The organism is Pseudomonas sp. S3E12, assembly GCF_001702295.1.
GTDB lineage: Bacteria > Pseudomonadota > Gammaproteobacteria > Pseudomonadales > Pseudomonadaceae > Aquipseudomonas > Aquipseudomonas marginalis.
Genome location: NZ_MBDT01000005.1, coordinates 450,121 through 463,233, shown reverse-complemented (window position 1 = coordinate 463,233; position 13,113 = coordinate 450,121). Strand labels below are relative to the sequence as shown.

The following is a 13,113-nucleotide window of genomic DNA, read 5'->3' as shown; positions in this document are numbered from 1 at the left end:
GCCCAGGAGAGATGTGAAGTTTGTCCAATGCTGTTTTCAGCCGGTCAATGACGGCTCACGACTACGGATAGTCCAGCGTAAAAGTAGAGGTCGCGGTATAGCTGCCGTGCCCTATGGTCTGGTCCCTGATGGCCGTCGGCTCCCCCTGCACGTAGGCCTTGAGTTCGATGACGTTGCTGCCATTACTCAGTACCTGTTCGTCGCTGGTTTTATTCAGCGGCAAGGGCTTGTTACCCGGCGTCTCTATACCGATCCCGATACCGGAGGCGCCGCTTCCACCATCGAGTGCGAGCAACCCTGGAAGCTCCCGGTTTTCTACGCCGCCGAACGTGATGGTCACCGTGTCGCCGATGGTGGTGTCGCAGTCCTCCAGGTGCAGCTTGAAACCTTTGCCCACCGAACGCGTATTGATGTAGAGGTGCTTGCTGGTCAGGTCCCAGAGTTCCAGGCTGATTGCCTCGTCACCCGGGCGGATGGTGCAGGCTTCTTCAACCAGGTTGCCCTTGAAATTCAGGTTATCCGCCGCGTGTGCTTCGCAGATCAGGCCCAGGGCAGGCAGGCACGCCAGCACGGCGTACAGCCTGACCCTCTGAACAGTTTCATGTCCCATATCCAACTCCTACTGGTACTCGGCCAACAACGTCGCCACCGCGGTAAACCTGGCGGGGGCAAGCGTTGCACCGGGCTGTTTGACCGGCACGACTTCCAATACCGGCGGGGAAGACAGGGTGATGTCCAGTGGCGTATTGAGTCGAAACGGCAGGTTGTTTTGGAATATCCGAATACCCAGGTCAGGTGCACTGGTCTGCAATGCCGCGCCGTCGAACGTCGTGGGGGTACCGTTGACACTCAACTTGAGTACCCACGGGAGCGTGTCGACGCCACAATTGATGGTGTAACCCACCCCCCGGCGATATTTCACCCCATCGACCCGCTTGACCCCCACATCCCCAAAGTCGACTTCAATCTTGTTGCCCGCATCGATGGTGCAGGGCGGGGGCTCGTTAAGCGTTCCGCTGAACGTTACGTTGGCCGACGCACTATGGCAGAGGCCGATGGAACACAAAGCGAGCAAGGCTCGCTGCTGCCAGCATGTCATTGCGCGCTCCTCATCACTGGTAATCGATCACGAAGGTGGCGGCAGCATCGAATGCGCCTCCCACCAGCCGGCTGCCCGCGCGCTTGACAGGCACCGCCTGCACCACGGGAAAGTTCGGATAGGTAAAATTCACGCTCGAATTCAGCGCCCAGTCAGTGCCATTGAGCGACAGCTTGACCCCCAGGTCCGGGTTGCGGGTCGAGAGCACACGCCCATCAAACGAAGCCCCGGTCCCCCTGAGCTGAAGGGTCATCGCGTTACTGAACGGGGCGTCACAGGTGACGGTGTAAGGCACGTTGCGACGGTAGTTGACCCCGTCGATCCGTGACGTAAGAAGGTCATTGCCAAAAGGCACATTGAGCGTACCGCCGCCATTGATGACGCAGGGCGGAGGCGCAATGATGACTGCGCGGATGATCAGGCTGGTCTCGGCCTGCGCGCCTTGACTGGCCGCCCACAACAGGCCCCCCGCGATAAGAATGGCCCGCGAGCCGACTGACTTAGCCATTGTTTTGCCCTTACTCATAACTGAGCCTGAAATCCACCACCGCCCGAAACGCTCCGCTGGTCAACGGCGCGGCGGTACGCGTGGGTTGAACATTCCACGTCTGGGTCGTGCTGCCCTCGCTCAGATACAACGGTTCGCCCCTGGAGCCCAGCTGTACATCGCGCCCCAGGGCATCGGTCAACCGCAGTCCCATCCCGGTGATGCCTTGCACTTTGACCAGCCGAGGGTCGTCGGCATCGGCAGGGGCAACAAACGTCACCGACAACACCGGTTGGTGAGCGCTCCATGCCAGGTTCCCGGTACGTTCGCTGCGGATACTGCCTGCGGTGCGCTGGCAATCCTGAAAACGCAGTTGAAACGGCTTCGATGGGGCCTGATCGCCAGGTCGTTGCAGCTGACTGGCAGACACGGCGCCCAAGTCGACCGTTTGATGCAGCGATGTCATCTCCAGCGTGCAAGGGGACTCATGCATGGATCCGGAAACGTTCAACCGGCCACGCTGGCCATCGATTCCATCGTCATCCTCGGCGCCCGCGCGCGTTGCCAGGACCAGTAACACACAGCCCAGGACTTTCACGTTGTGCAACTTCATGACGCTCTCCCGCTGCAGGCTGCTACTCATTAGGCGTCGAGACTTGCAAGTTCACCTTGCATGTTTCGCCCGTGCAGGTGAACGCCAGTAATGGACGCCCGCCGTAGTCATTCACGTAGGCCAGGTAGGGTGAATTGCCCAGCGCCTTGGCCGTCGGCCCCAGGGTTTGCGTGCCTTTAGGCGGGATCATCACGGGCTCGAAACCCGGCACGGTCTTGCCGTCTTTGCTGCTGCGAGCATCCACCAGAGACACGTAGTAAGGCGTAGGGTTGTTCACCTGGTAACGGTCGCCCTGGCGGGTCAGGGTCAGCTTTTCCTGCCAGGGGTTGGACAGGTCTTGCTGGCTGGGAGCGATGGCCTGCGGTCGGTAAAACAATTTAATCCGGGTCTGCAGCGCGATTTGCAGGGTGTTGGATTTGTCGCTGCGCGGTGGAATCTCCCGCAGGTTGAAGTAGTAGACCGTCTCGCGATCCTGCGGTAACGACTTGGCCGCCGGCAACGCCTGCACTTTCACCTGGCTTTGCTTGCCGGGCTCCAAGCGTTGAACCGGCGGCAGCACGATCAAGGGCGAGGTGATCTTGTTGCCCTCCTCGTCCTCGATCCAGCCTTGGGCCAGGTACGGCAGTTGGGTGTTGTTATTGGTGATATTCACGCTGGTCGCATCCTTGCCACCGTCAAAAATCACCCGGGTTCGGTCCAGGCCAACCGCGGCGCCGGCACTCTGGCTCAGGCCCAGAGCCAGCAGTGCGAAGACCAGGAGTGTGGGGTGCGTATTGAGCATCATGAGGCGTTGTTCTCCGTATCGGTACGCTTCCCGGTCAGCGCTGCTGGCTCGGGTGAGGATTGATCAGTGGCTACGCTCTGGCAGCGCAATTGCAAGGCATCGGTCAAGCTGTCTGCGGGCAGCGCGACGGGCAGCGTGAGCAGGCAGCGTTCGATGCCGCCCCAACTGACGATCATTTGCTCACCGGCCTGAATACCGCTCAGGTAAACAGCGCCACCGTCGTTCACAATCCCGGTGTCCTGCTGTTTGGTGTTCTTCACCGTCGCGCCGAAGGGCGGTGCGCTGCCATCCGGCAGGCGCAGGACAGCCATGGCCTTCTCACCGGCAATCACGTCCAGGGACCGATAACCAATGGCCCCTTCGGTAAGGGTCAGTTGGGTCACCGATTGAGTGGCTTCAACGTTGCTCGGCAGGTTCTCCAGGTCGACACTGGCGGCCGTACGCTGGTAGCTGCTGATATCGGAAATCACTGCCTTGCCGAACGCGTTGGTGCGGGTCGATGTGCCGTAACCACGCACAGGCACATCGGGCACACCCCCGGTGTCGAGCATCAGGCGGGTGCCACCGGTGCCATTGGTTCGGTGCAGCGCCGCACCGTAGGGCGTGAGCGTGCCACCGCCGCGAATGGATGCGCTGAGGGTTCTGCCACTGCCTTCCTGGGTGCTGGCGCTGAGATCGATGTCGGCCTGGTCGCCGATATGACTCAGGTAGCCGCTGACGGAGCGGTCGCTTGCATTGAGCTGGTAGCTGTTGCGCTCATCGAGGCGATCGCTGTAGCGCGTCGAGAAACTCTCTTTACCCGAGGTCCTGTTGGCGTCCAGCGACAGGGTGCCGCTGCGCCCCAACGGCAGGCTGACCGTCAGCGCCATTCCGTTATCCTTGTAGGCATACTCCTGGGTGCGAAACATGTTCAGGGACAGGCTCATGTTCCTGACGGTTCCCACATTGAAGTAGCGCGACATCGACAGGTTCCAACGCTGAGTGTCCGGGCGCCCCCAATACGTCTGCTTGTTGTAGCTGGCGTAGACGGTCGCCCCAAGGTCACGAAACTGCTTGTTGAGCGTCACCGTATACAGGGCCTTGCTGTCGCCAATCGGCTTCCAGCCCTCGATGTATTCACCGCGCTCGATCCCGCCGCGCTCACCGTTCAACCCGTAATGACGGGCGTCCAGGTATTCGCTCATGCTCAAGTAGTTTTTCTCGGAAAACCGGTAACCGGCAAACGTGACCTGGCTGTCGTACTGCTCGAAGTGCTTGGAGTATTGAAGACGGTAGGATTTGCCCGAGAGTGTCTGGTTCCACACACTGGCGTGGGACTGGGTGGCATCCAGCGATACGGCGCCGAACGCCAGCAGGTCGCGACCGACCCCGACAGACAATGCGCGGTAGTTGTTATCCGTTATCGCGCCGCCAAACAGCGACCAGCCATTGCTGATCCCCCAGGAGAATTCGCCGGTGCCGAAAACGCTGCCGTTGGCACCGTACTGAAGATCGGACGGGCGCCCGGTCGCCAGCTTGTATCGAACGTGCCCAGGACGTGTCAGGTAGGGAACGCCTGCCGTATCGATCTGGAAGGTCTGAACCGAACCGTCCTGCTCCTCGACCCGCACATCCAGAGTGCCACTCACGGCATCGCTGAGGTCCTGAATGCGATAAGGGCCTGCGGCGACCAGCGTTTCATACAGCACGCGGCCCTTCTGGCTGATGATGATTCTTGCGTTGGTCTTGGCGACCCCGACGACTTCCGGTGCGTAGCCGCGCAGGTTGGGTGGCAGTTGGCTTTGATCCGAGATCAGTGAAGCACCGGTAAAACGGAAGCTGTCGAAGATGTCCGAGTACAGGTAGTCCTCTCCGACCGTCAAGCGTGCCTTCAGTGCAGGCACTGCGCGATAGGCGTAGTAACGACTCCACTCCAACTGTTGTTGATCCCTGGGTGCCCCCTCCACGCCTTTCTCGATCCGCCCCTGCCAGTCGGCCCTCAGGCGCCAGGCCCCGGCATTGGCGCCAAGGGTTCCGTTACCACTGAGGTTGTTGCGGGTGCCGTCATTCTTTTGATAGCTGGACTGCGCCGTCATGTTGTAGTCAACCAACAGCCCCGGCACACCCTCATCCCACCGGGACGGCGGATCCCAATGAATGGCGCTGTACTCGAGGTAGGCCTGGGGCAGGTTGATGTTCAGTGTGGAGGTGGCCAGGTCGCCACTGACCTCCATGCCAGGCAAACTTTCGGTATCCAGGCACTCGCCGTTTTTCCACCATTTGAGTTTGGCCGCGTCCGACGCCTTGAGACCCAATTGATCGACAAGATCCAGCGATAAACATGCCTGGCTGCCTTTAGGGTCATTATCGGGGGGATAGAAAGCCACCGATTGCTCAGCAATAGGCTGGGCATTAATCTGCACTACCATCGAATAGGTGCCCGGCAGAATAAACCCGCTGCGGGCAAACTGAGACAAGTCAATATTAGTGCGATCACTCAGATCAAGAACATCAGTATTAAACTCAATATCCCCAGCAGCCAGTGCAGTGCCTGCCAATGATATCAACCCGCCAAAAAGGCTCGGGCGCAGCGTATTTTTGACCTTCGCTGTATTTAACATGCAAGCAACCCATCAACGTTCAAAAATATTCCAACTTGAACCGCACGGCAGTACGGTGGGCTCCGGCCACTATGGGCAATCCGTTACCGACAAAATGGAGCGTGTAGTGCAGCGTCATATCGCCTTCCGTTAACGGATGTGGAGTCATCGGCTGACCCGGAACACTTAACTGGCCAGCGGAATCCTCAATATTCATCGCAACGCCTTGGGAGCCACCAAAGACCGCAAAAGAACGACCGCCTCTATCCGTGGGGCCGTCAAACGTCACCCGAAGGTGCTGCCAGTCGGGCAGCGTCACCCCTGGACGGGATGGATCGGTACGACTCAAGGTGCAATTGACCAGGCGCAACTGGAAGGACTGGTCCTGGCCCCTGGCGCGCCGCAGGAAGCGGCCAATGGGCTCGGGGTCCATATCGATGGTTTGATCGACGCTGACCAACTCCAGCCCGCAGGCCGAGTCGACGACCTCTCCTCCCAGCGTGACAAGCCCATCACCTTGAGCAGGCTCCTGGGCAACCACCCCAGGGCTGATGAACATCGCCAAAGAAGAGGAGATAGCGAGACTTATGAATGTTTTCACCTGTGCCTCCACCAGCCTCCCCCGCCACGCTGGGTGGCGGGGGAAAACGCTTACTGATAAGCCAAGGTGAAGTTGGTCACCGCACTGAAGTCGCCTGGCACGATGTCGCCCGTGGCAGCGCCTTGTACATAGGCACCGAACTCCAGTGTGTTGTCACCGGCGGCAATCACTTGCGGCGTGGTAGCCACGCCCAATTCAACGGGTTTACTGCCATGGGTCATCATGATGCCCACATTGCCCGCGCTCCCGACGGTGCCCAGCGCACCCGGCACAACGCTCGATGGCGCTCCGGTGAAGGTGGTGGTCACGGTGTTATCGGTGAGACCCGCCAGGTCGCAGCCCTCAAGTTCAATCAGCAGACGACGCGGCTCGGACTTCCCGCCCGCTTGCAATTGATGTTTTGCGATCGCGCCAAGGGGAATGGTCTGATCGACCGAATCAGGCTTGATAGAGCAGGCACCCGAATGGACCGACCCCAAGAACGTGACAGTTCCGTCCGCCGCCTGGGCAACGGACATCGACCCCACCAACAGCCCGATAGAGAACAGCGCGGTTTTCATTTTAGCTTTCATTTATAGATGCCCACATTAGTAATAAACGTCGTTTAAGTGATTCCGCCGCCGTGGCGCACAGAATTCCTCTATTTATTCCAATTACTTGTATTGCAAACCAGCTCATTTGAAGCCAGGCGATTATCCCGGCCAATTTCAAAAAACATAAGTCGGCCAGTTCTTCTAATTGCGTAGCCTTGCAACACTCGGACACATAGGAAAAATATGGCAAATTGCCAAAACTTTAAAATTACCCGTAAGAATTGGACTACATCAGCTTTAGTTGCAGAAACTTGTCTTCAGATATCACTGTAAGAGAGGGATTACATTCAACGAAAAATAACAACGTTTACTGGAGCACATCAACTAACATGTTGATAAGTGCGCGACGTGGTGAAACACCGTTCAATGGAAAACCATGGACGGTGCGCAGCGGGGGGGAATGAAGAGGCTTAAAGCCTGGGAGAAGGGAGTTGCTCCCTGCCCAGAGATCTGTACAGGTTAAATTCGGGGTGACTTCAAGGTCTTGTCCAGGCCGACCGCCGCCAGGGCAACCAGCACGAACCCCAGCAGGATCCCCCCGGCGTTCACAAACACTTGTGGATAACCCAGGGTGCCGACATCGATGAACGGGTACTGGTACTGCCCGAGCAAATCCCCGCGCAGCAGCACATAGCCGAAGTACACCAGCGGGTAGATGACCCACAGGCCAATGTGCTTGAGGCGCAACTGGCCCTTGGGCACGCAGCGCCACCAGTACAGCACGAACAGCAGCGGCATCACGTCGTGCAGCAGTTCATCGGCGATCCATTGAAAGCCTTCGGGCTGCCACAGATGCCGCAGCAACAGGCTGTAGGCCAAGCCGACCACCACGATGCTGACGGCGATGCCGCTGCTGACGCCGGGGGCGAGGAAAAACCGCCTGGCTGCAGAATCGCGCTTCACCCACGCATAACTCAGCACCACCGCTGCCAGGGTATTGGTCAGCACCGTGAAGAAACTGAAGAAGTTGATCAGCCCGCCGAGCAGGCTGGCGCCGGACTCCCAGCGCGAATAGAAAATCAGGTGTTGCTGAATCGCCAGGCCCACCCAACCGGCCAGCGCCGCTGCCGCCACATACCGCTTCATGAGGTCAATCCAGCGGGCGTTTGGTGCGCATCAGCTTGACGTACAAGCCTTCGACCTTCTCCCGCGCCCATGGGGTCTTGCGCAGGAACGTCAGGCTCGACTTGATGCTCGGGTCGCTCTTAAAGCAACGGATATCAATGCGTTCGGCCAGGCCTGCCCATTCGTAGTGTTCCACCAGGGTGGTGAGGACGTGTTGCAGGGTCACGCCGTGGAGGGGGTCGTTGTTTGTCGCGGTCATGCCGGGCCTATGAAAAAGTGCTCACGAAGGCGCACACCTTATCACTCCGCCCTGGCAGGTAAAAAAAGTTCCCGCTCCCGGCAAAAAAGAGATGTTATATTGTAACCATAAATCTCAAATCTTTTCGTCGTTTTGCCAAGGAATGTCCGATGTCCCTCTCCTCCCTGTGGCGCTTGTCGCCGCTCGCCGCCGCCCTGTTGATCAGCTCGGAAGCCCACGCCCTGGAACTGCAACCCCAAGTCATCACCGGCAACCCGCTGGGCAGCGAGCAACTCGCCTCGCCGACCACCGTGCTGGAGGGCGATGAGCTGACCCTGCAACAAAAAGGCAGCCTCGGCGAAACCCTCAACAAGCAGCCGGGCGTGTCGTCTTCGTACTTTGGCCCGGGCGCCAGCCGGCCGATCATCCGTGGCCAGGACGGCGACCGCATTCGCATCCTGCGCAATGGCGTGGGGGCGTTGGATGCCTCGTCACTGTCCTACGACCATGCGGTGCCGCTGGACCCGGTGAATGTCGAACGCATCGAAATCGTACGCGGCCCGGCAGCGTTGCTGTATGGCGGCAGCGCCATCGGTGGCGTGGTCAACACCTTCGACAACCGCATCCCCACCGAAGCCATCGAGGGCATCCACGGCGCCGGTGAATTGCGCTACGGCGGCGCCGACACCACGCGCAGCAGTGCGGGCAAGCTGGAAGCCGGCAATGGCACCTTCGCCTTGCACCTGGATGCCAACGCGCGGGAATTCAACGACCTGAAAATCCCCGGCCAGGCCCGCAGCCGCCACGCCCCGGACAGCGACGACGCACCCGGCAGGAACGGCCGCCTGGGCAACAGCGACGGGCGCCAGGACGGCGGCGCGGTAGGCGGTTCCTACACCTGGGACGACGGTTACGCCGGGCTGTCCTACAGCAACTACGACAGCAACTACGGCTCCCCGGCCGAACAGGATGTGCGCATCCGCATGCAGCAGGATCACTACGGGTTTGCGTCCGAAATCCGCAACCTGCAAGGCCCGTTTACCTCGGTCAAAGTCGACGCCGGTTATACCGACTACGAGCACCGCGAAATCGAAGGCGGCGAAACCGGTACGGTCTTCAAGAACAAGGGCTACGAAGCCCGCGTCGAAGCCCGTCACCAGCCGCTCGGCCCATTCGACGGCGTGGTCGGTGCGCAGGTGACGCGCAACGAGTTCTCGGCCTTGGGCGAAGAAGCCTTCGTGCCGCAGACCGACACCAACGCCGGCGCGCTGTTTATCCTCGAAGAAATGCAGGCCACCGACCGCCTGAAACTCAGCCTCGGCGGGCGCCTGGAACACACCCGCATCGACCCCGACGCCAAGGGCAACGAACGCTTCGCCGGCGCCGACAGGAGCAACCACTTCACCGCCGGCAGCCTGTCGTCGGGCGCGGTGTATACCCTCACGCCGATCTGGTCCGTGGCCGCGACCCTGGGCTACACCGAGCGCGCACCGACCTTCTACGAGCTGTACGCCAACGGTGCCCACGTCGCCACCGGCACCTATGAGTTGGGCGACGCCCATTTAAAGAAAGAGAAAGCCGTGTCCAGCGACCTGGCTCTGCGCTTTGACACCGGCACCCACAAGGGCAGCTTCGGCGTGTTCTACAGCCACTTCTCCAATTACATCGGTTTGCTGGGCACCGGTCGTACGCTGAACGACGAAGGCGAAGAAGACGCTGGCGGCATCCCCGAGTACGAATACTCCGGTGTGCGCGCACGTTTCGCCGGCTTCGAGGCCCAGGATCACTGGAAGCTCAGTGAGGGCGCCTACGGCAAGTTCGCGCTGGAGCTGTCAGGCGACTACACCCGCGCCACCAACCTGGACACCGGCGAAGCCTTGCCACGCATCGCGCCGCTGCGCTTGAACAGCGGCCTGCTGTGGGAACTGGACCGCTGGCAGGCGCGCATCGACGTCGAGCACGCGGCCGGGCAAGGGCGTGTGCCGGATAACGAGAGCGGTACCGATGGCTACACCACCCTGGGCGCGAGCGCCGGCTATCGCTTCAATGTCGGCGGCAGTCAATGGTTGGCGTTTGTGAACGGTGAAAACCTGACCAACCAGACCGTGCGCTATGCCAGCTCGATCCTGCGCGATATCGCGCCGGCACCGGGGCGCAGTGTGCAATTGGGCATCCGCACCACCTTCTAAATACACTGAAATGCCCATGTGGGAGGAGGCTTGCCCCTCCCACCGTCATTTGGCAGCGACGATCTGTCACTGTTACCAAATCGGAAATGATGCATCTTGCGATTTGCGCTTTCTCTCGGCGCGTCCGCGCTTTATCCTTGTCGGCAATAAACTGAAACGTTTCACTCCCTCGGTCGATCCTATCTTGCTGATTATTCCTGCCCGCCAAGACAGCGCTGTCTTACATCGACCTGCGCCTGGGGATAAATCACCTGCCTGTGGATAACCCCCGCTTTCCCCGAAAAAACCGAATTAACGCTGAACCAAGCCTGTGCCGAATCGTCATCTACAGTGAATGAAGCACGGGGTTACACAATTATTCCAACGTCACGGAGAAACACACTATGAGCACTGATGGTGCTTCGAGCCCAAGCCGCCTGCTGCCCAGGCTGCTGGGGATCTTGCTGCTGATCATGGGCCTGGCCTTGCTGGCCGGCGGCGTCAAGCTGAGCCTGCTCGGCGGGTCGCTGTACTACCTGCTGGCCGGTATCGGCATCACCCTGACCGGCCTGCTGCTACTGGCCACCCGCCGCGCCGCGCTCGGGTTGTACGCGCTGGTGCTGTTCGCCAGCACCGTATGGGCCCTGTGGGAAGTCGGCCTGGATTGGTGGCAGCTGGTGCCGCGCCTGGCACTGCTGTTCGCCCTGGGCATCGTCATGCTGCTCCCGTGGTTTCGCCGTCCGTTGCTGCGCGGCCAACCTGCCCCGCTGGGCACTGGCGCGCTGAGCGTGGCCGTGGTGCTGGCCGGTGCAACCGCCCTGGCCAGCCAATTCACCAACCCCGGTGAAATGGTCAAGACCGGCCAACTGGACCGCGACGCGGTACCGGGCATGGCCAGCGCTGCACCGTCCCAGGCCGATGGCGACTGGAACTCCTACGGCCGCTCGGCCTACGGTGATCGTTACTCGCCGTTGGCGCAGATCACTCCGGAAAACGCGCACAAGCTGGTACCGGCATGGACCTATCGCACCGGCGACATCCCCGGCCCGAACGATCCAGGCGAGACCACCGCGGAAAACACCCCGCTGAAAGTCAACGGCATGCTTTACGTGTGCACGCCCCACAGCCAGGTGATTGCGCTGGACCCGGACACCGGCAAGGAAATCTGGCGCTTCGATCCGAAGATCAGCAGCCAGGGTGCCGAGAACTTCAAGGGTTGGGCGCACATGACCTGCCGTGGCGTGTCGTATCACGATGACGCCGCCTACGCTTCCGAGCAGAGCCCGACCGGCAGCGCCAGCCCGGCCGCCGCGCCGAATGCCTGCCCGAAACGCATCTTCGTGCCGACCGCCGACACCCGCCTGATCGCCCTGAACGCCGACACCGGCAAGATGTGCGAAGACTTCGGTGACAAAGGCCAGGTCGACCTGCGTGCCAACATCGGCAGCTTTGCCCCAGGCGGTTACTACTCCACTTCGCCACCGGCCGTGACCAAAAACCTGGTGGTGATTGGTGGCCACGTCACCGATAACGTCTCCACCGACGAGCCCAGCGGCGTGATCCGCGCGTTCGACGTGCACACCGGCAAGCTGGTGTGGAACTGGGACAGCGGCAACCCGGACGACACCACCCCGTTGGCCGAAGGCAAGACGTACACCCGCAACTCGCCGAACATGTGGTCCATGTTCGCCGTGGATGAAAAACTCGGCATGCTCTACCTGCCGATGGGCAACCAGATGCCCGACCAGTACGGCGGCGACCGTACCGACGATTCCGAGAAATACGCTGCGGGCCTGACTGCCCTGGACATCGACAGCGGCCACGTGAAGTGGACCTTCCAGTTCACTCACCATGACCTGTGGGACATGGACGTCGGCGGCCAGCCGTCGCTGATCGACATCAAGACCGAAGCCGGCGTGAAGCAGGCGGTGATGGCGTCGACCAAGCAAGGCAGCATCTACGTGCTGGACCGCGCCACCGGCCAGCCGGTGGTGCCGATCCACGAAGTGGCCGTGCCCCAGGGCGCTGTCGCGGGCGACCGTACTTCCCCGACCCAACCGAAGTCCGAGCTGAACTTCATGCCACCGCCGCTGAAAGAGCGTGACATGTGGGGCGTGACGCCGTTCGACCAGATGCTGTGCCGCATCGATTTCAAATCCATGCGCTACGACGGCCCGTTCACCCCGCCATCGCTGCAAGGTTCGATCGTTTACCCAGGTAACTTTGGCGTGTTCGACTGGGGTGGTATTTCCGTCGACCCGGTACGCCAGATCGCCTTCGTGAACCCGAGCTACATGGCGTTCAAATCCAAGCTGATCCCGGCGGCCGACATCGCCAAGCAAGGCCCGCGCGTCAGCGAAACCCAGGGCGTGCAGCCGAACAAAGGCGCGCCGTACGGCGTGATCCTCGAAGCACTGCTGTCGCCCCTGGGCCTGCCGTGCCAGGCACCGGCGTGGGGTTACGTGGCCGCGGTCGACCTGACCACCCACCAGACCATCTGGATGCACAAGAACGGCACTGTGCGTGACAGCTCGCCGGTTCCGGTTCCCCTGACCATGGGCGTACCGAGCCTGGGCGGCACCTTCACCACAGCCGGTGGCGTGTCGTTCCTCAGCGGTACCCTCGACCAGTACCTGCGTGCCTATGACGTGAAAAACGGCAAGCAGTTGTGGGAAGGCCGCCTGCCCGCCGGCGCGCAAACCACCCCGATGACCTACACCGGCAAGGACGGCAAGCAGTACGTGCTGGTCATGGCGGGTGGTCATGGTTCCCTGGGGACCAAGCAGGGTGACTACGTGATGGCGTTCAAACTGCCGGATTAAGCTTTATCGGCGGCAAAACCAAGGCGGCTACCCTCACAGGTAGCCGCCTTTTTTGTGCCTTCCA

12 protein-coding genes are annotated in these 13,113 nt (G+C 60.8%); 2 read left to right on the top strand and 10 right to left on the bottom strand.

Translation table 11 applies throughout. The features are described 5' to 3' along the window. Positions 1-61 precede the first annotated feature (61 nt). The 10 genes from BB029_RS06910 to BB029_RS06865 all read right to left on the bottom strand — a co-directional run bounded on the left by BB029_RS06910 (position 62) and on the right by BB029_RS06865 (position 8,080). A complete protein-coding gene (locus BB029_RS06910; RefSeq protein WP_065938655.1) occupies positions 62-610 on the bottom strand; it encodes a fimbrial protein in 549 nt (182 codons plus the stop codon). Positions 611-619: 9 nt separating this feature from the next. Next, positions 620-1,099, bottom strand: coding sequence for a fimbrial protein (locus tag BB029_RS06905; RefSeq protein ID WP_065926568.1), 480 nt, complete (start codon positions 1,097-1,099; stop codon positions 620-622). Between the two features lie 13 nt (positions 1,100-1,112). After that, entirely contained in the window at positions 1,113-1,607 is a 495-nt protein-coding gene (locus tag BB029_RS06900) for a fimbrial protein (protein WP_065938654.1), read from the bottom strand. Positions 1,608-1,617: 10 nt separating this feature from the next. After that, a complete protein-coding gene (locus BB029_RS06895) occupies positions 1,618-2,199 on the bottom strand; it encodes a fimbrial protein (protein WP_065938653.1) in 582 nt (193 codons plus the stop codon). Positions 2,200-2,221: 22 nt separating this feature from the next. Beyond that, positions 2,222-2,983: a fimbria/pilus periplasmic chaperone gene (locus tag BB029_RS06890; protein ID WP_065926571.1), complete on the bottom strand. Its 762-nt coding sequence runs from the start codon at positions 2,981-2,983 to the stop codon at positions 2,222-2,224. Next, the gene (locus BB029_RS06885) at positions 2,980-5,583 is read right to left on the bottom strand and encodes an outer membrane usher protein (protein WP_168166798.1); all 2,604 of its coding nucleotides are present in this window, start codon (positions 5,581-5,583) and stop codon (positions 2,980-2,982) included. The genes BB029_RS06890 and BB029_RS06885 overlap by 4 nt, the downstream gene beginning before the upstream one ends. Before the next feature lie 19 nt (positions 5,584-5,602). Beyond that, positions 5,603-6,163, bottom strand: coding sequence for a fimbrial protein (locus BB029_RS06880; RefSeq protein WP_065938652.1), 561 nt, complete (start codon positions 6,161-6,163; stop codon positions 5,603-5,605). 50 nt (positions 6,164-6,213) lie between these two features. Further along, a complete protein-coding gene (locus BB029_RS06875) occupies positions 6,214-6,723 on the bottom strand; it encodes a fimbrial protein (protein WP_065926573.1) in 510 nt (169 codons plus the stop codon). Positions 6,724-7,215: 492 nt separating this feature from the next. Next, a complete protein-coding gene (locus tag BB029_RS06870; RefSeq protein WP_065938651.1) occupies positions 7,216-7,842 on the bottom strand; it encodes a Pr6Pr family membrane protein in 627 nt (208 codons plus the stop codon). A 4-nt stretch (positions 7,843-7,846) separates the two neighbouring features. After that, positions 7,847-8,080 carry a VF530 family DNA-binding protein gene (locus BB029_RS06865; RefSeq protein ID WP_027604640.1) on the bottom strand — a complete coding sequence of 78 codons (234 nt, stop codon included), beginning with the start codon at positions 8,078-8,080 and terminating at the stop codon, positions 7,847-7,849. Between the two features lie 149 nt (positions 8,081-8,229). Between BB029_RS06865 and BB029_RS06860 the strand changes: the two genes are divergently transcribed. Together BB029_RS06860 and BB029_RS06855 are read left to right on the top strand one after the other, a co-directional pair. Next, the gene (locus tag BB029_RS06860) at positions 8,230-10,248 is read left to right on the top strand and encodes a TonB-dependent receptor (protein WP_065938650.1); all 2,019 of its coding nucleotides are present in this window, start codon (positions 8,230-8,232) and stop codon (positions 10,246-10,248) included. A gap of 383 nt (positions 10,249-10,631) precedes the next feature. Next, positions 10,632-13,049 (top strand): glucose/quinate/shikimate family membrane-bound PQQ-dependent dehydrogenase, encoded by a 2,418-nt coding sequence (locus BB029_RS06855; protein ID WP_065938649.1) that lies wholly within the window; start codon positions 10,632-10,634, stop codon positions 13,047-13,049. Positions 13,050-13,113: the final 64 nt, after the last annotated feature.

Excerpts from the sequence above, each read along its gene's own strand:
- BB029_RS06910 (WP_065938655.1), bottom strand. The coding sequence starts at position 610 with ATGGGACATGAAACTGTTCAGAGGGTCAGGCTGTACGCCGTGCTGGCG.
- BB029_RS06895 (WP_065938653.1), bottom strand. The coding sequence starts at position 2,199 with ATGAAGTTGCACAACGTGAAAGTCCTGGGCTGTGTGTTACTGGTCCTG.
- BB029_RS06900 (WP_065938654.1), bottom strand. The coding sequence starts at position 1,607 with ATGGCTAAGTCAGTCGGCTCGCGGGCCATTCTTATCGCGGGGGGCCTG.
- BB029_RS06860 (WP_065938650.1), top strand. The coding sequence starts at position 8,230 with ATGTCCCTCTCCTCCCTGTGGCGCTTGTCGCCGCTCGCCGCCGCCCTG.
- BB029_RS06885 (WP_168166798.1), bottom strand. The coding sequence starts at position 5,583 with ATGTTAAATACAGCGAAGGTCAAAAATACGCTGCGCCCGAGCCTTTTT.
- BB029_RS06870 (WP_065938651.1), bottom strand. The coding sequence starts at position 7,842 with ATGAAGCGGTATGTGGCGGCAGCGGCGCTGGCCGGTTGGGTGGGCCTG.
- BB029_RS06905 (WP_065926568.1), bottom strand. The coding sequence starts at position 1,099 with ATGACATGCTGGCAGCAGCGAGCCTTGCTCGCTTTGTGTTCCATCGGC.
- BB029_RS06875 (WP_065926573.1), bottom strand. The coding sequence starts at position 6,723 with ATGAAAACCGCGCTGTTCTCTATCGGGCTGTTGGTGGGGTCGATGTCC.
- BB029_RS06865 (WP_027604640.1), bottom strand. The coding sequence starts at position 8,080 with ATGACCGCGACAAACAACGACCCCCTCCACGGCGTGACCCTGCAACAC.
- BB029_RS06890 (WP_065926571.1), bottom strand. The coding sequence starts at position 2,983 with ATGATGCTCAATACGCACCCCACACTCCTGGTCTTCGCACTGCTGGCT.
- BB029_RS06855 (WP_065938649.1), top strand. The coding sequence starts at position 10,632 with ATGAGCACTGATGGTGCTTCGAGCCCAAGCCGCCTGCTGCCCAGGCTG.